This is a genomic window from Microbacterium sp. CCNWLW134 (assembly GCF_037083565.1).
In the GTDB taxonomy this organism is placed as follows: Bacteria; Actinomycetota; Actinomycetes; order Actinomycetales; family Microbacteriaceae; genus Microbacterium.
The window spans coordinates 321,371-339,000 of sequence record NZ_JBAOJU010000001.1 but is presented as its reverse complement, the minus strand read 5'-3'; the positions used below and the strand labels follow the sequence as shown (position 1 = coordinate 339,000).

Genomic DNA, 17,630 nt, shown 5'->3' with positions numbered 1-17,630 from the left:
CATGCGCATCGTCCACGTGGATCTGGCCACCTCCCCCTCACCGCTCGACGGCATCGGCGCGGTGGTGACGACCCTCGCCCGCGCACAGCGGAAGGCTGGTCATTCGGTCGCGGTGCTCGACGCCGCCTGGCGAGGTGGCGCACCTCTCCCGATCGCGGCGGTCCGCGTCATCCGCATGCTGGCACGCCTGCGGCCCGACATCGTGCACTTCCACTCGGTGTATCGTCCGCTGAACGCCGTCGGGGCGATGACGTGCCGACTGACCCGCACGCCGTTCGTCCTGTCGCCCCACTCGGGGCTCGCACCCGCCGGGCGGGCACGCGACCGGTGGCGCAAGGCGGTGTGGATCCGGCTGTTCGAACGCCCGGCGCTGCGGGCGGCGGCACGGGTGGTGTGCCTGTCGGCGGTGGAGGAGCAGGACGTCCGGGCGATCGCGCCGCGCGCGCGGACGACGATCGTGCGCAACCCGCTGCCGGATGCCCCCGACCATCCGCCCCGGCACACCGGTAGCCGCGCCCTGACGCCGATTGCCGTGACGCTTGCGCGGTTCGACGTGTACCAGAAGGGCCTCGACCGCGTCGCCGCGCTCGCACACGCCCTTCCCGAGATGCGCTTCGAGGTGCACGGCGAGCTCGACCACAACGACCCCGACGAGGCGCGACGGCTGATCGCCGACGCTCCCCGGAACCTCCGCTTCCTCCCGCCGGTGTTCGGCAACGACAAACGACGTCTCCTCGCCCGTGCCGACCTCTACGTGCAGCTCTCCCGGTGGGAGGGGCAGTCCATCGCGCTGCTCGAGGCGATGACGGCCGGCGTCCCCTGCGTCGTGTCGGAGCCGGTCGCCCGGACGCTGGGACCGGTCGGTCACGACCTGGTCGTCGCCGTCCCCGACGATCCCGCCGCCCAGGCGCGCGCGGTGCGCGGGCTCATGGCCGAGCGTGAGCGCCGCATCCGGCTGTCGCGCCAGAGCGCAGCCTGGGCGCGGGAGGCGACCGACCCCATGGCGATCCGCGAACGACTGGACGCCGTCTATGCCGCCGCTCGTCGAGCGCGCGGTGCACGACCCGCGACCGAGGAGGCGACATGACCTCGACCACGCGCGCAGATCTGCGCGCAGATCTGCACCCGAAGCGGCGGCGCGTCCGCCGTGCCGTGACGACCGTGGCGATCACCGCCGTCACCCTCGCCGGTCTCGCCCTGACCGCCACCCTTCCCTCCGCCACCGCCGCGCTCGGAGACCTCCCCCCGGGCTTCGTCGACGAGTCGGTGGTGACGGGGCTGCCGTATCCGTCCGCGATCGCCTTCACACCGCAGGACGACATGTTCATCGCCCTGAAGGGCGGCGTCGTGAGGGTGAAGGGGCCGGACGGCCTCGACCCCGAGCCGTTCGTCGACATCTCCGAGAAGGTGCATGACAACGACGACCGGGGCCTGCTCGGATTGGCGGTCCATCCCGATTTCCCGGCTGAGCCGTACGTCTACCTCCTCTACACCTACGACCCGCCGGGGGTTCTGCTCGATCAGGGGTGGCCGATCCCGGGGCGGGTGAGTCGTCTGGAGCGGTTCACCGCCGACCCGGCGTTCGACTACCGCCGCGCACTCCCCGATTCGGGCGTCGTGCTGCTCGGCACCGCCAGCACCCGGGAGAACATCGGCAATGAGGATGACGGTCGCGACACGTCACGGGTGTCGTGCATGACCGGCGGCACACTCGAGGGCGAGCCGATCCGCGACTGCCTGGGGTCGGATGAGAACTCCCACACGATCGGCACGGTCGCCTTCGCGCCCGACGGGTCGCTGTTCGTCACCAACGGCGACGGAGCGAACTACAACGGCCCCGATCCGCGCGCGATCCTCGCGCAGGACCTCGACTCGCTCTCGGGCAAGGTTCTGCGCATCGATCCCGTCACCGGCGAGGGGCTCCCCGACAATCCCTACTTCCGCGCCGACGATCCCGGGGCGAATCGCTCGAAGGTGTGGTCGTCGGGACTTCGAAACCCCTTCCGCATGGCGATCCACCCTCAGACCGGTGCCGCCTGGGTCGGGGATGTCGGCTGGGGCACCTGGGAGGAGATCAACACCGGAAAGGGGGCGAACTTCGGCTGGCCCTGCTACGAGGGCGGACTGGCCGCCGGGTCGGAGGGCATGTCGACGGTGAGCCGCCGACAGGACACCTATGCCGCCAACACCGGCACCGCGTCGGCCTGCGCGGCCCTCTACGACCGGGGTCTCGAGGCGGTGACCGCGCCGGTGTACACCTACGACCACTCCGCGGGCGGCGCCGCAGCCAACGCCGGAGCGTTCTACGAGGGTGAGGCGTATCCGGAGGCGTATCACGGGGCCCTGTTCATCGCCGATTACAACCGCCGGTGGATCCGTGCGGTGCACTTCGACGCGCAGGGCGCGGCGACCAACGTCTCGCAGTTCGGTGTCGACACCGGGGCCGGCTCCGGTCCGGTGCAGGTCGTCGCAGGGCCTGACACGAACATCTACTGGGTGAAGTACGCCAGTGCGGGCGGCGAGATCCGTCGCATCCGTTATCTCGACGCGGATGCCCCGCCGGTGGCGATCGCGACCGCCTCCGCCACATCGGGGGTCGCACCGCTGGAGGTGGCTTTCTCGTCGCGGTCGTCGTACGACGCCGGCGGCGCGCCGCTGCGGGTCGCGTGGGATTTCGGAGACGGCTCCCCCGTGTCCACCGACGTCGAGCCGACGCACGTCTTCACCGAGCCCGGCGCCTTCGACGTGCGGTTGACCGTCACGCAGGACCGGCCGGGAGGGCTGTCGTCGACCACGACCACGCGCGTGACCGCCGGGAACGATCCGCCGCTGGCGGAGGTGGACCCGCTCCTTCCGTCGCCGTACGCGATCGGCGACGAGCTGGTGTTCCGGGGGCGCGCGTCCACACCTGACGGCCCGATGCCCACCACCGGGCACCGGTGGGAGGTGCGGCAGTGGCACAACCAGCACAGCCACTTCGGAACCCCCTCGTGGACCGTCGACCCCGCCGATTCCACGGCGACCACCGGTGTCGTCACGGTCGACGAGCACGGCGACGACACCTTCTACGAGGTGTGCCTGACCGCCACCTCACCCTCGGGACTCACGGACGTCCGCTGCGAGACGGCCGTCCCCGATCGCCTGGCCTACACCGTCGAGACCGAACCGGCGGGGCTGGGGGTCGTCTACGAAGACGAGGGCCTGCGCATCGAGGGGCCCGCCGTCATCCGCCCGATCCGCGGGTCGACCCAGACGCTCACCGCTCCCCCGGTGCAGGCGCGCCGCACCTTCGCCGGCTGGTCGGACGGCGTCGCAGAGGCCTCCCGGACCTTCGTCGCGGGCGAGGGGGCCTCGACCTTCCGGGCGGTGTACGAGAATCTTCCGCCGGCCGTGGCCATCGAGCTTCCCGGCGTCGCCTCGGGTCCGGCACCGGTGACCGTCGAAGCGGTGGCGCGCGGGAGCGACCCCGAGGGCGACACCCTCACCTACGAGTGGTTCTTCGACGGCGTCCCGATCGGCACCGATGCGACGCTCGTGACCACCGTCACCCAGCCGGGCTCTCACACCCTCCGCGTGGTTGCCACCGACTCGCTCGGCGCGACGGGCGACGCCGAGACGACGCTCGTCATCGACGAACCTGCCGGCGGCGGTGACGAGATGTGGCTGTCGCAGCTGCCCCTGCGCGACGTCTCCAACGGCTGGGGACCGGTGGAGATCGACATGACGAACGGAGAGGATGCCGCCGGAGACGGCGCACCCATCGTGCTCGCTGGCATCGGGTACTCCTCCGGTCTCGGTGTGCACGCGGCCTCGTCGGTCACCGTCGATGTCCCGGAGGGATGCACGAGGTTCGTCAGCGCGATCGGCGTCGACGACACCGTCGGGACGAACGGGTCGGTGACCTTCGAGGTGCGCGGCGCGCAGGGCGCGCTCGTCACCTCCGACGTCCTCACCGGCGGCGGTGCGGGAACGGTGGACGTGGATGTCTCCGCCGAGGCCTTCCTCACCCTCGTCGTCACCGACGCCGGCGACAACCCCTGGTGGGACCACGCCGTCTGGGCGGGGGCGCGGTTCGTCTGCGGCGACACCGCACCGACTCCGACCCCGACCCCGACCCCGACGGCCTCCGAGACCGGGACTCCGACACCCAACCCGACTCCTCCGCCGGATCCGGCAGAGGTGTGGGTGTCGGAGCTCCCGCTCACCGACGCCGCCAACGGATGGGGGCCGATCGAGCTCGACACCACCAATGGCGAGGACGCTGCGGGAGACGGGGTGCCGATCGTGCTCGACGGCATCGAGCACGAGCGCGGCCTCGGTGTCCACGCCGCCTCGACCGTGACGCTCGCGGTGCCCGAGGGCTGTGCCCGCTTCCGGTCCGCCATCGGCGTCGACGACACCGTCGGGCTGAACGGCTCGGTCGTGTTCGAGGTGCTCGCCGACGGAGAGGCCCTGTACTCCTCCTCGGTGCTGACCGGTCGCGGCGGAGCCGCACAGGTCGATCTCGACGTCGCCGACGCGGCATCCCTCACTCTGCGCGCGGGCGACGCCGGTGACAACACGTGGTGGGACCACGCGGTCTGGGCGAGCGCCCGGTTCGCCTGCGGGGGGTCGGGCGGCGGCCCCACACCGACCCCGACGCCCACGGCCACCCCGACACCCACGCCCACGCCGACACCCACGCCCACGCCGACACCCACGCCCACGCCGACACCCACGCCCACCCCGACCGGGGGCGACGTCTGGGTCTCCGAGCTGCCGCTGCGCGACGAGAGCAACGGGTGGGGTCCGATCGAACGTGACACCACCAACGGCGAGGACGGCGCCGGCGACGGCGCCCCGATCGCCCTCGGCGGAACGGCGTACGAGCGGGGGCTCGGAGTGCACGCCGCCTCGGCGGTGACGGTCGACGTGCCGGCCGGATGCACTCGGCTGGTCAGCGCGATCGGCGTCGACGACACCGTCGGCGCGAACGGTTCGGTCGTCTTCACCGTCCGAGACGGCGGAGGCACGGTGCTGTTCACCTCCGACACGCTCGTCGGCGGCGGAGCGCCGGGGGCCGTGGACGTGGATGTCTCCGGTGCCGGCTCCCTCGTGCTGGAGGTCTCGGACGCCGGCGACAACCCGTGGTGGGACCACGCCGTCTGGGCCGGAGCGCAGCTGCGCTGCGGCGGCGGGTCGGGAACGCCGACGCCGACGCCGACGCCCACCCCGACGCCCACCCCGACGCCCACACCGACCGAGACGCCGACGCCGACTCCGACACCCACACCGACGCCGACGGAAACGCCCACTCCGACACCCACGCCCACCCCGACGCCCACCCCCACACCGACGCCGACCGGGCCGTTCACCACAGCGGCATCCGTCCCGACCGGACCCTTCACCCACTCGGTGAGCGCGGCTGATCTGAACGGCGACGGCATCCTCGATCTCGCCGCCGCGGTGGCCGGAGCGAACGCGGTCGCGGTCGCCTTCGGCAACGGAGACGGATCCTTCGGCGGGATGACCTCCTACCCGACGGGAGCGGGGACCTTCCCGAAGTACGTGGCCGTGTCCGATCTCGACGGCGACGGCATCGACGACCTCGTCACAGCGAATCAGGATTCGCCCGCGGGTGAGGATGTCACGGTCTTCCGCGGCACCGGAGGCGGCGGCTTCTCGGTGGTCGGCGCCTTCGAGGCGTGCGATCGCACCCATGAGGTCGAGATCGCGGATGCGACGGGCGACGGGATCCGCGACGTGGTCGCCGCCTGCTGGGGCGGCGATGTGATGGCGGTGCTTCCGGGCGATGGAACGGGCGCCCTCGGCGCTCCGGCATTCTTCCCGGCCGGCAACGCCGGGCACTCGCTCTCGGCGGCCGACTTCGACGGCGACGGTGACACGGATGTGGCGGTCGCCGCCTACGGCTCCAACCGTGTGATGGTGCTCCTCGGCGACGGGGCCGGCGGCTTCGCGCCGCCGGTGGAGTACTGGTCGGGCCTCGGGCCGCACAACCTGCAGCGGGGCGACGTCACCGGCGACGGTGTCGACGATCTCGTCGTGACCGCCGAACTCTCCGACGCGATCGGGGTGCTCCGCGGCCGCGGCGACGGCACCTTCGCCGAGACCGAGTTCCATGCCGTCGGGCCACGCCCGAAGGCCTCTGTCCTCGCCGACATGAACGGCGACGGCATCGTCGACATCGTCTCGGCCAACACCCACGACAACTACCCGAACGGCTCGACTCCCACGAGTGTGACGCTGTTGCGCGGCACCGGCGGCGGCGCCTTCGCCGCCGGGGAATCCATCCCCGTCTCGCTCACGCCGTTTGCGGTGGCCGCCGGCGACCTCAACGGCGACGGCCGTCGCGACCTGCTGACCGCGAACTGGCACTCCGGAGACGTGGCGGTGCTCCTCGGCGTTCCCTGAGTCGCCGCCCGGGTACGCGGGCGGGGCTATAGTTGCGGCACGGTCGTGCGGCGGGTTCGGCGTCGCGGGCCGTGTCGAGGGGTCGGATGAGGGAACTGAAGATCGCCATCAGACAGCTCGAGCGCGCACACCACCGCTCGCTCCGCTTCGCGCGCCGCGTCGAGGCGCGCGATCCCGAACTCGCCGCGCGCGCCCGCCGGGAAGCGGAAGACCTCGCGCGCGTGCTGTCGGAGTATCGCCTCCTCGTCACGCTCGAAGGCGCGCCGTCAGCCGAGAGGGCGTCGACCTGGTCGTCCCCCGCTTCCGCCGACCCCGCGGACGCCGTGCCGGGAGCCGCCGAGCCCGACCGCGACTCCTCGCGGTGACCGCAGATCAGAGCTTGCGCAGCAGCACGCTCTCCACGGCGTGCGACGCCGCCTTTCGCAGCACGAGTGTCGCGCGGTGCCGGGTGGGCAGCACATTCGCCTCGAGGTTCGGCAGGTTGATGTCGTTCCAGTAGCCGAGCGCGGTGGTCACGGCTTCCTCGTCGCTCAGCTCGGCGAAGACGCGGAAGAACGAGTTCGGATCGCTGAACGCCGCGTGGCGGAGGGCGAGGAAGCGCTGCACGAACCATGACTCGATGTCTTCGGTCTCGGCGTCGACGTAGATCGAGAAGTCGAACAGGTCGCTGACGGCGACGTCATTCGGCGCCGGCGGGGGCTGCAGCACGTTCAGCCCTTCGACGATCACGACGTCGGGGCGGCGTACGGTCACGTGCGCGTCGGGGACGATGTCGTACTTCACGTGCGAGTAGAACGGCGCGCGCGCCTCGACCGCCCCGCTCTTGACGTCGGTGAGGAACTCCACGAGTGCGCGTCGGTCGTAGGACTCCGGGAAGCCTTTGCGCGCCATCAGCCCGCGGCGCTCCAGCTCGGCGTTGGGGTGGAGGAAGCCGTCGGTGGTGACGAGCTCCACGCGTGGCGTGCCGGGCCACCGGCTCACCAGTTCCCGCAGCAGGCGTGCGATCGTCGACTTGCCCACCGCGACCGATCCGGCGACGCCGATGACGAACGGGGTCGTGGTGTCGGCCTCGCCGAGGAACGCGCTCGTCTCGGCGCCGAGGCGCTTGGTGGCCTGGGCGTAGAGCGACAGCAGCCGTGATAGCGGCAGGTACACCTCGGCGACCTCGGCGATGTCGAGCCGGTCGCCGAGCCCGCGCAGCTGCACGACCTCGGTCTCGGTGAGGGGCTGCGGGATCCCCGCAGCCATCCGCGCCCAGTCGTCGCGGGCGATCTCCCGGTACAGCGAGAGTGCCAGGTCGGTGGTCGCTTCGTCGACAGACATGGCGCTCATCGTAACCACCGGCCGCCCCGATCCCCGGGCGCCGCGGGGTCGGCGGCGTCACAACTTGCGCCGCGCCGCCCGTCCCGAACTCCTGCAGAACCGGCCCAGCACCGCCGAAAACGGCCCGCCCGGACGCCCCGCGCCCCGGATTGCAGGAGTTCGGCACCGCGACCGCACCACACCCGCCCGGCACCCGCCGCCCGCTAGCCTGAACCCGTGCGCCTCGGAGTCCTCGACATCGGCTCGAACACCGTCCACCTGCTGGTCGCCGACGTCCAGCCTGGGGGCCGGCCGCTCGGCACGACCAGCCGGCGCACGGTGCTGCGCCTCATGCGCTACCTCGCCCCCGACGGCTCCATCACCGAGGAGGGCGTCACGGCGCTCGTCGACGCCGTGGCCGAGGCACGTCGGGTCGCCGCCGACGAGAACGTCGAAGAGCTCCTGGCCACCGCCACCTCCGCCGTCCGCGAGGCGGCGAACGGTCCCGAGGTCATCGCGCGCCTGGAGTCCGCGCTCGGCGCGCCGCTGCAGGTGCTCGGCGGCGAGGCCGAGGCCCGGTACACCTTCCTCGCCGTCCGGCGTTGGTTCGGCTGGTCGGCCGGTCAGATCCTGCTGTTCGACATCGGCGGCGGTTCGCTCGAGATCGCGGCCGGGTCCGACGAACTGCCCGAAGCCGCGGCATCCGTCCCGCTGGGTGCCGGACGGATGACGGTGCAGTTCATGCCCGACGACCCGCCCGGCGAGGACGCCGTCGAGCGTCTGCGCGCCCACGCGAAGGCCACCCTCGAGCCGGTGATCGGTCGCTTCCGCTCCCTCGACAAGCCCGATCACGTGGTGGGGTCGTCGAAGGCGATCCGCTCGCTGGCGAAGCTCGCCGGCTACCCCGCCCCCGGCTGGACAGGAAGCGAACGGATGCTGCTCCCCCGCGCCTCGCTGGCGTCGTGGATCCCGCGGCTCGCCCGCATCCCCGCAGCCGCGCGGCAGGAGCTTCCCGGCATCACCGCCGACCGCACGTTCCAGATCGTCGCGGCCGCGGTCGTGCTCGACACCGCGATGGCGATGCTGAAGATCGATGAGCTCGAGATCTCGCCCTGGGCCCTGCGCGAGGGCGTGCTGCTGCGCTACATCGAGTCGCTGTCGTGGAGCACGGCCCCTGCCGGCGGCCCCCACTAGACCGCACCGCGAGCGTGCACCAGACTTCTCGCATGCCGGCGCCCGCGCCCATCCGTACGCCCGATCAGCGACTCCGCGTCTTCGTCAGTTCGACCTTGAAGGAACTCGAAGCGGAACGTCGTGCGGCGCGCGCTGCGATCGAGCGTCTGCACCTCGCACCAGTGATGTTCGAGCTGGGCGCGCGCCCGCATCCGCCACGTTCGCTGTACCGCTCGTACCTGCAGCAGTCTGACATCTTCATCGGCATCTACGGTGAGCGCTATGGCTGGGTGGCGCCCGACGAGGAGATCTCGGGGCTCGAAGACGAATACCGGCTCTCGGGACACCTGCCCCTGTTGATCTACATCCGCGAGCCGAGCCCCGAGCGCGAACCGCGGCTGGCGACGCTGCTGAGAGACATCCGAAACGACGACCGGACGTCGTACAAGAGCTTCTCGTCCGCCGCTGAGCTGGAAGAACTCGTCGTCGCCGACCTCGCCACGCTCCTCGCCGACCGTTTCGTGGCGACCGGCACCGGCACCGGCGACTCGAACGACGACCGAGCCGGCCTCGCGGCCTCCCGCATCCCGGCCCCCTACACCGCTCTCGTCGGACGGGTCGACGAGGTGAGCGCCATCCACCGCCTGCTCGACGACCCGTCGATCCGGCTGGTCACCCTGGTCGGCCCGGGCGGTATCGGAAAGTCCCGGCTCGCCATCGAGGTGGCCGGTCGACGCGCGGCCGAGGGGCGGGATGTGGGATTCGCGTCCCTGGAGTCGCTGACCAACACCTCCGCCGTTCTCTCCGCCGTCGCACGCGGGATCGGTGTCCGCGATACCGGGGAGGTCGCGCTCGAGGAAGCGGTTCTCGCGGCCGTCGTCGATCGCGACTACCTGCTCGTCGTGGACAACATGGAGCATCTCCTCGGGGCCACCGATGTCCTGCTGCGCCTCCTCACCCGCGCGCCGCGGCTGACGATTCTGGTGACCAGTCGTACACCGCTCCGGCTGCGCGCCGAGCGGACGTTCGAGGTACGCCCGCTGTCGATCCCCGACGCGTCGACGTCGATGCCGGACCGCGCCGGCGGCGCGGGCGACGACGACGCCGTGCGCCTCTTCGTCGAGCGCGCCGCGGCTGTCCGGCCCGGGTTCCGCCTCACACCGGAGAACTACGCAGACATCCTCGCGATCTGTCGCGCCGTGGACGGTGTGCCCCTGGCCATCGAGCTGGCCGCGGCGCGTGTCCGCGCCTACACCCCGCGAGAGCTCCTCAGCCGTCTCGACTCGGCACTGTCGGTGCTGGTGGGCGGCGCGCGAGATCTGCCGGCCCGGCAGCGCGCCATCCGCAGCACCATCGAGTGGAGCGTTCGTCTGCTCGAGCAGCCGGCGCAGGATGCACTCACGCTCCTCTCGGTCTTCTCGGGGGCGTTCTCGAGAGCAGCCGCGGAGGCGGTGCTCGGAGCACCGGACGCCGAGGAATCGCTGGACGCCCTGCTGGATGCGAGCCTGGTGCAGGTCCGCGAGAATCACGGCGTTCGCGTATTCACCCTTCTCGTCCTCGTGCGGGCGTACGCCGTCGACACCGGTGATCCCGCAGCTCTCTCGGCGGCCCGCGAGAGGTGGCTCGACCACTACCGCACCTTTGCGACAGCGTCGGAGACGGGAGCGCGAGGCGCGAATGAGCTCGATTGGCTGCGAGCTCTCGACGCCGAGAGCGAGAACATCGCCGCGGTGATGCGGTGGCTCCTCGATCATCGGCGCCTCGACGACGCGGCGGCCATGGCCTGGTCGCTCTACCTGCCGCTGTGGCTCAACGGGCTCCTGGGAGTGGTCCAGGGATGGATGTCGGAGTTACTGGCGACCGCTGCGAGCGAGAGCCGCCCTCTCACACCCCGGACGGAGGCCATCGCCCTGTACTACGCCAACGCGATCTCGTTCTGGCGGAACCCCGATACCGACGTGGCGCCGGGGCTGGAGCGCAGCGCTCGGCTGTTCGACGAGATCGGCGAGACCTCGGGCGCGTCCCTTGCCCGCGTCTCTCTCGGGCTCGCCCTCCTCGCTCGTCCGTCGGGCCCGGATGTCGACGGCGCCGGCGCCGCACTGGCCGCAGCCATCGACGGGTACAGGCGGGCCGATGATGCGTGGGGCCTCGCCATGGCGCTGGTCACGAGAGGTCGACTCGATCTGGCGATGGGGAACATCCCGGCCGCGCGCGTGAACTTCGACGAGGCACCGGCGATAGCGGCGCGCCAGCGCGAGAGCCTGGCCCTGGTGATCTCGCGGCATCACCGCGGATGGGGACGGCTCCTGGAGGGAGAGGTCGACGCGGCGGAGTCGGACTTCCTCGAGGGGCTGAAAGTCTCCACGGAGATGAACCACGACGAAGGCGTCGCCTATGGACTGGAGGGACTTCTCGGGGTCGCGGCCGCGCGAGGACAGGCTCGGCGCGCGGGACGTCTCATGGGTGCGGCGCAGACGCTTCGCCGCCGCACCGGCATCGTCAACCTCGCGGGGTTCGCGCTCTTCGACCCCGCCGTCGCGGCGCTGCGGGCCGGGGGCGGCGGTGACGAGTTCGACACGGGAGTGGTCGAGGGCGAGCGTATGCGCGTGTCCGAGGTGCTCGATGCCGGGTGATGATCGGGTGCTGCCCGTCACCCGGATCGTCGCCGTCGTCATCCTCCCCTTCCTCGTCGTCGCCGCCGTCCTCCTCTACGCCCTCCCGGCCCGCACCGGCGAGCTCTTCGCCTGGCAGATCGATCCGCCGATGTCGGCGTATCTCCTTGCGAGCGCATACGTCGGCGGCATCTGGTTCTTCGCGGGCGTCGCGGTGGAGCGCCGCTGGCATCGGGTGCGCCACGGATTCCCCGCGGTGGCGGTGTTCGCCGGCACCCTCCTCGCCGCCACGCTGCTGCATCTGGACCGGTTCTCCGACAACGTCTCGTTCTTCGCCTGGCTCGTGCTGTATGCCACGACACCCTTCGTCATCGCCGCCCTGGCGATACTGCAGTGGCGACGGGACTCCGGCCGGCCCGACCACCCGGATGTGCTCATCCCCCGCCCCGCGAGGTTCGCCCTGGCCGCCGTCGGTGCCGCCGCCTTCATTTTCGGGGCGGCGCTGTTCATCGCGCCCGACGTCGCGGTGGCCGGGTGGGCGTGGGACCTCACGCCGCTGACCGCGCGGGTCACCGGGGCGGTGATGAGTCTCACCGGCGTGGTGAATGCCGCGCTCCTCTGGGACTCGCGGTGGAGTGCCTTTCGCATCCTCTTCCACGCCCAGCTGGTGAGCCTTACCGCCATCGCCGTGTCGCTCGCCGTCCGGTCAGGCGACTTGGCGTTCGAGCGCCCCGTCACCGTGGTCTTCCTTGCGCTCGTCGCTGGCGCGCTCATCGGTTACGGCGCCCTCACCGCGTGGTGCGAAGCGCGGCTGCGGCGTAACCGGGGGCAGACAGCCGCTCCCTGACGTCGTGGAACCGACGTGTCAGGAGCCGCAGTTGGCCAGGTCGGTCTCGGCCAGCGGATCCCCCTCGGGGATCACGTACGTCACCCACAGCACGACGGGGATGTCGCCCTCGTTGACGCCCTGGTGCACGTACTCGGCGCCCTCGATGATCGCCTCGCCGGCCTCGTAGACGCGCACGCCGTCGGGGTGTGTGGGGGCGTAGTGGGTGAGCGCGCCCTCCTTCACCACCGCGATCAGCTGGCCGGCGTGACAGTGCTCGCCCGTGCCGGCGCCCGGCTGCAGCGTGATTTCGCGGAACGTCACCTCCACACCTTCCGTGCCGGGTGCGACGGCGACCTCCACCGGTTCGTCGATCTCCCCGGCGGCGACGTCGACCGCCGAAACGGCGGGGACGACGGATGCCTCGGGGGTCGCCTCCACCGACAGGGTCGGCGCGTCGACCGTGACCGAGGTGGTGGTCGCTTCGGCGGCGCAACCTCCCAGCAGGAGGGTCAGGGCGGCGACGGTCGTCGCGAGAACGGCGTGGCGGAGGGAGGCGTGTCGGGTCACGTTTCGAACGTAGCGCCCCGCGCGCTCGCATCGTAGGGTGGGCCGGACGAAGGCGGACGGCGTGGGCGTGGGGCCCGGCGGCAACGGAAAGGATCGGGTCATGACTGACGCTGCGATGGTCAACGTGCGGCGCGGCCGCTTCGGGCGGAAAACGGGTCTCCTGGCGACGCTCGTCGGCGTGACGGGCCTGATCTTCGCCTCCGTGCTGCCCGCAGGCTCTGCCACGGCCGCCACCGCGACCGACACCGTCGACTGCGACTTCAGTTCGGGCACGTGCCTGGTCACCGGCGCGCCCGGCGAGGAACAGGTCGTCGCCGTCCCGAAGGGAACGAGCCGCATGACCGTCGTCCTCGTGGGCGGACGAGGTGCGGCAAGCTCCGACGGCATCCCCGGCGGACAGGGCGGCATGACGGTCGTGACCTTTCCCGTCAGCGAGGGCGACCTGCTGGGGATCGAGCTCGGCGGCGGCGGTAGCGGAGCGACTCCCGGCGTCGGCTTCAGCGACGGCGGACGCGGCGGCGGCGGGGACGCGGTGGTCGACGGCACGCCGACGGGCGGCGCGGGCGGGGGATCATCGGCGCTGTACGACGCCGGGTCATCCGTCCTCATCGCCGTCGCGGGCGGCGGAGGCGGTGGCGGCGGCTCGAGCGTCGGCTTGGCCGACGCGGGCGGCGCCGGCGGCGCAGGGGGTAGCCCAGCGAAGGACGGGTACACCGCCGCCGCCAGCGATGGCCCCGACGGCGCCCCCGGTGGCGGCGCGGGAGAGTCCGACACCAACGACGGCAAGGAGCGCAGCGCCCTCGGGCCGCTCCCGACGTCGGGCGGCGGAGGCGGCGGCTACTCCGCCGACGAACGCGGCGGAGGCGGCTCGGGAAGCGTCGGAGTCCCCGACGGCGACGAAGAGTATCCCGCGGCCGGTGGGGGCGCGGGTGGCACCTCGTACGCGAGCTCGGTGGCGACGACAGCCGCCTTCACCTCGTCAGGGCCGTGGAACGACAGCGGGAACGGCGTGGCGATCGTCATCCCGAACGGCGAAGCGACGGTCTTCGGATGCCACGGCTCGACCCAGGACCTCGACATCCCCGAGGGCGCGACGGGCGCCTTCGCGATCGCCGGCGGCGCAAGCGGCGAATCGACGGAGGACGAGGGTCAGGGCGGGAGCGGGGGCGTGGTGACCGGGCGATTCGACGCCTCCGCCGGCACCCAGCTGCAGATCGTGACCGGATGCGGCGGCGAGAACGGCGGGTACGGCTGGGCCTCAGGCGGTCGGGGCGGCGAGCGCGGTGCACTGTCCGACGATGGCGGAACCGGTGGCGGGTCGACAGCTGTTCTCATCACGGGCGAGGGCGAGCCCCGCGTCGGCGCCGGCGGTGGCGGCGGCGCGGGAGGCCCGATCTTCGACGCCATCTGCACGTGCCCGGGGGGCGCGGGCGGCAACGCCATCGACACCCTCGTGCCGGGCGGTATCGGGGACGCCGGCGCCGGCGGCGACGGTGGCGGCGATCTCGGTGGCAAGGGCGGGCCCGGCGGCTTCGCCGACGGGGCCGGCGGTGACAGCGGCGAGAACCACAGGGACGGCGCGGCGGGCGGTGGCGGCGGTGGTGGCATCCTGAACGGCGGAAGCTTCGGCCGCGCCGGCGGGTTCTCCTCGGCCGGAGGTGGCGGCGGCGCGGGCTCGTCGAACGTCGACAGCGCGACGACCCTCGTGTCGGCGGGGAACCTCGATCCCCGGTACGACACCGACGGGCTCGCGATCGTCATCCCCGTCTTCGGGATCGCCGATGACCTCGAGGAGTCCCCGACTCCGGTCCAGCCGGGCAGTCCGGGAGACGGCTCTGCGTCATCCGGGGACTCGGACGGCACAGCCCGGCTCGCCGACAGTGGCGGCGGAGGTGCCGCGCTCCTCGGCATCGGCGCTGCCGCGACGCTGGTCGCTGCGGGCATCGGCCTTCGGGTGCGACGGCGCGCCGCCGTGTCATCCTGATCTGATTCGGAGTCGCGCTCGTCCTGGCTGACCGCAGCGCGCCCCGACCGCCCGCGCGAGCCACCGCGATCGCATCGAGCCACCGCGACGGGCACGGCGGCTCGACGCAGATGCGGTGGTTCGGCGAGGTCAGGAGGTGCACGCCGAGAAACCATCCCCACGCCCAAACCCACCGATGCGCGTGGGGTTTCGGCGGAATCGTGGTGTCTCGGCGAGGCGCGCGGTGGCGCCCCCGCTCGCGCGGGCACGTGGCGCGGGCGGTGCGCGCTAGAGCGCCAGGCGCTCCCGCACGACCGCGGCGAGCTGTTCGGCGTGCCGTCGCGCGGTCACCTCGTCGGCGGCCTCGACCATCACGCGCACGAGCTGTTCCGTGCCGCTCGGGCGCAGGAGCACGCGGCCCGAGTCGCCGAGTTCGGCGGCCACCGCGGCCACGGCCGCCTGCACGCCCTCGTCGTCCGCGGCGCGCGATCGGTCGACATCCTTCACGTTCACGAGGATCTGCGGGTAGACCGTCATGATCGACGCGAGCTCGGCGAGGGACTTCCCGGTCCGGGCCATCTCCGACACCAGCTGCAGGCCGGTGAGGAGACCGTCGCCGGTCGTGGCGAAACGGCTCATGATGACGTGGCCCGACTGCTCTCCGCCGAGCGAGTAGCCACCCTCGTTCATCGCCTCGAGCACGTACCGGTCGCCGACGGCGGTCTGCAGCACACGGATGCCGTGGTCGGCCATCGCGCGATGCAGGCCGAGGTTGCTCATCACGGTCGCGACGAGCGTGTCACGCGCGAGCGCGCCGCGCTGCTTCATCGCCACCGCGAGGATCGCCATGATCTGATCGCCGTCGATGACGTTGCCCTCGGCGTCGACGGCGAGGCAGCGGTCGGCGTCGCCGTCGTGCGCGATGCCGAGGTCGGCCCCGGCGTCGCGGACAGCCGCAGCGAGCTGTGACAGGTGCGTCGAGCCCACGCCGTCGTTGATGTTGAGTCCGTCGGGGTCGGCGCCGATGACGGTGACGCGGGCACCGGCGTCGCGGAACGTCTCGGGCGAGACCCCCGAAGCCGCGCCGTGCGCGCAGTCGAGCACGACGTGGATGCCGTTTAGGCGGTGCTCGAGCGAGCCCAGCAGGTGCACCACGTAGCGGTCCTCGGCGTCGGCGAACCGGCGGATGCGGCCGACGCCGGCGCCGGTGGGCTGGAGCTTGTCCCACTCCATCGCCGACTCGATGCGCTGCTCGACGATGTCGGGCAGCTTCACACCGCCGCGGGCGAAGATCTTGATGCCGTTGTCGGGCGCGGGGTTGTGCGACGCCGAGACCATCACACCGAAGTCGGCGTCGATGTCGGCGATGAGGAACGCCGCGGCGGGCGTGGGCAGCACACCGGCATCGAAGACGTCGACTCCGGATGACGCGAGCCCGGCCTGAACGGCCGCGGAGAGGAACTCTCCCGAGACGCGCGGGTCGCGGGCGACCACGGCGGAAAGGCGCTTGCCGGCGGCGCGACGCGCCTCGGCAGTGCGGCCCTGGCCCAGGACGACCGCGGTCGCCTGGGCCAGGGTGAGTGCGAGATCGGCGGTGAGGGGGCCGTTGGCCAGCCCCCGCACCCCGTCCGTGCCAAAGAGCGGCATACGGCGGGAGGTTTCCGCGATCAGCGCTTGGAGTACTGCGGAGCCTTGCGGGCCTTCTTCAGACCCGCCTTCTTGCGCTCGATGACGCGGGCGTCGCGCGAGAGGAAGCCGGCCTTCTTCAGGGTGGGGCGGTTGTTCTCGGCGTCGATCTCGTTGAGCGCACGAGCGATGCCGAGGCGCAGCGCGCCGGCCTGACCCGAGGGGCCACCACCCGAGATGCGGACGATGACGTCGTACGCACCGGTGAGGTTCAGCACCGTGAAGGGGTCGGTGATCAGCTGCTGGTGGAGCTTGTTCGGGAAGTAGTCCTCGAACGTGCGGCCGTTGACCGTGATGGTGCCCGAGCCCGGGATGAGGCGCACGCGGGCGATGGCCTGCTTGCGGCGGCCCACGGCCGAGCCGGGGACCGAGAGCACGGGGCGCTCGACGGCTGCGGCGTCGGTGTCGACCGGGGTCTCGGTCGAGAAGTTGGAGTCGGTGTCGATGGAGTCGGAGATCTTCGCCACGAGTCTGTCCTTAATGTGTGCGGCGCTTACTGGGCGACCTGGTCGAAGGTGTACGTCTTGGGCTGCTGCGCGGCGTGCGGGTGCTCGGCACCGGTGTACACCTTGAGCTTGGACAGCTGGGCACGTCCGAGGCTGTTCTTGGGGAGCATGCCGCGAACGGCCTTCTCCACCGCGCGGACCGGGTTCTTCTCGAGAAGCTCGGTGTAGGTGACGGCCTTCAGACCGCCCGGGTAACCCGAGTGACGGTAGGCCATCTTCTGCTCGCGCTTGTTGCCCGTGAGGGCGACCTTGTCGGCGTTGACGATGATGACGAAGTCACCGGAGTCGAGGTGGTTGGCGAAGCTCGCCTTGTGCTTGCCACGCAGGAGCGCGGCGGCGTGCGAGGCGAGGCGGCCGAGAACGACGTCGGTGGCGTCGATGACCAGCCAGTCGCGCTGGATCTCGCCAGCCTTGGGAGTGAAAGTACGCGTCACAGTAGTGCTGCTTTCTTGATCGAACGGAGTGGTTCGTGAATCCCGCTCCGGTGGTCGTTATCCCGGCGGATGCCGGGGGAAACAGGCCGGTGGAGGGCTCACGTTCGCGGTGCGCTGCCAGCAGACTTCGCACCAAAGGGTTAGCTT

At 71.8% G+C, this 17,630-nt stretch carries 12 protein-coding genes; 7 read left to right on the top strand and 5 right to left on the bottom strand.

Annotation, left to right across the window (positions count from 1 at the left end; translation table 11 throughout):
- Position 1 precedes the first annotated feature (1 nt).
- From V6S02_RS01615 to V6S02_RS01605, 3 genes are all read left to right on the top strand, one after another.
- The gene (locus tag V6S02_RS01615) at positions 2-1,087 is read left to right on the top strand and encodes a glycosyltransferase family 4 protein (protein WP_336399606.1); all 1,086 of its coding nucleotides are present in this window, start codon (positions 2-4) and stop codon (positions 1,085-1,087) included.
- Positions 1,084-6,411: an NPCBM/NEW2 domain-containing protein gene (locus V6S02_RS01610; protein WP_336399605.1), complete on the top strand. Its 5,328-nt coding sequence runs from the start codon at positions 1,084-1,086 to the stop codon at positions 6,409-6,411. Before V6S02_RS01615 ends, V6S02_RS01610 begins: the two co-directional genes overlap by 4 nt.
- Positions 6,412-6,497: 86 nt before the next feature.
- Positions 6,498-6,776 (top strand): hypothetical protein, encoded by a 279-nt coding sequence (locus tag V6S02_RS01605; RefSeq protein WP_124294214.1) that lies wholly within the window; start codon positions 6,498-6,500, stop codon positions 6,774-6,776.
- 7 nt (positions 6,777-6,783) lie between these two features.
- Here the strand turns inward: V6S02_RS01605 and coaA are convergent, their stop codons facing one another.
- Positions 6,784-7,734 carry a type I pantothenate kinase gene (gene coaA / locus V6S02_RS01600; RefSeq protein WP_124294215.1) on the bottom strand — a complete coding sequence of 317 codons (951 nt, stop codon included), beginning with the start codon at positions 7,732-7,734 and terminating at the stop codon, positions 6,784-6,786.
- A 216-nt stretch (positions 7,735-7,950) separates the two neighbouring features.
- On the opposite strand from coaA, the gene V6S02_RS01595 reads away from it, so the two are divergent.
- From V6S02_RS01595 to V6S02_RS01585, 3 genes are read left to right on the top strand one after another with little or no spacing between them, the layout of a single operon-like run.
- Positions 7,951-8,907 (top strand): Ppx/GppA phosphatase family protein, encoded by a 957-nt coding sequence (locus V6S02_RS01595; RefSeq protein WP_336399604.1) that lies wholly within the window; start codon positions 7,951-7,953, stop codon positions 8,905-8,907.
- A gap of 32 nt (positions 8,908-8,939) precedes the next feature.
- The gene (locus V6S02_RS01590) at positions 8,940-11,519 is read left to right on the top strand and encodes a DUF4062 domain-containing protein (RefSeq protein ID WP_336399603.1); all 2,580 of its coding nucleotides are present in this window, start codon (positions 8,940-8,942) and stop codon (positions 11,517-11,519) included.
- Positions 11,509-12,345, top strand: coding sequence for a hypothetical protein (locus V6S02_RS01585; RefSeq protein ID WP_336399602.1), 837 nt, complete (start codon positions 11,509-11,511; stop codon positions 12,343-12,345). Before V6S02_RS01590 ends, V6S02_RS01585 begins: the two co-directional genes overlap by 11 nt.
- A gap of 18 nt (positions 12,346-12,363) precedes the next feature.
- Here V6S02_RS01585 and V6S02_RS01580 read toward each other — a convergent pair whose 3' ends face one another.
- Positions 12,364-12,894 carry a cupin domain-containing protein gene (locus V6S02_RS01580; protein WP_336399601.1) on the bottom strand — a complete coding sequence of 177 codons (531 nt, stop codon included), beginning with the start codon at positions 12,892-12,894 and terminating at the stop codon, positions 12,364-12,366.
- Positions 12,895-12,994: 100 nt separating this feature from the next.
- Here V6S02_RS01580 and V6S02_RS01575 point away from each other — a divergent pair, with 100 nt between their 5' ends.
- Entirely contained in the window at positions 12,995-14,878 is a 1,884-nt protein-coding gene (locus V6S02_RS01575) for a hypothetical protein (RefSeq protein ID WP_336399600.1), read from the top strand.
- A 267-nt stretch (positions 14,879-15,145) separates the two neighbouring features.
- Here V6S02_RS01575 and glmM read toward each other — a convergent pair whose 3' ends face one another.
- Genes glmM through rplM form a run of 3 tightly spaced genes read right to left on the bottom strand, consistent with a single transcriptional unit; the run spans position 15,146 to position 17,483 of the window.
- Positions 15,146-16,504 (bottom strand): phosphoglucosamine mutase, encoded by a 1,359-nt coding sequence (gene glmM / locus V6S02_RS01570; protein ID WP_336399599.1) that lies wholly within the window; start codon positions 16,502-16,504, stop codon positions 15,146-15,148.
- A gap of 20 nt (positions 16,505-16,524) precedes the next feature.
- Positions 16,525-17,010 (bottom strand): 30S ribosomal protein S9, encoded by a 486-nt coding sequence (gene rpsI / locus V6S02_RS01565; RefSeq protein WP_124294220.1) that lies wholly within the window; start codon positions 17,008-17,010, stop codon positions 16,525-16,527.
- A 26-nt stretch (positions 17,011-17,036) separates the two neighbouring features.
- On the bottom strand, positions 17,037-17,483 hold the full coding sequence (gene rplM / locus V6S02_RS01560; protein ID WP_124294221.1) for a 50S ribosomal protein L13: 447 nt from the start codon (positions 17,481-17,483) through the stop codon (positions 17,037-17,039).
- Positions 17,484-17,630 lie beyond the last annotated feature (147 nt).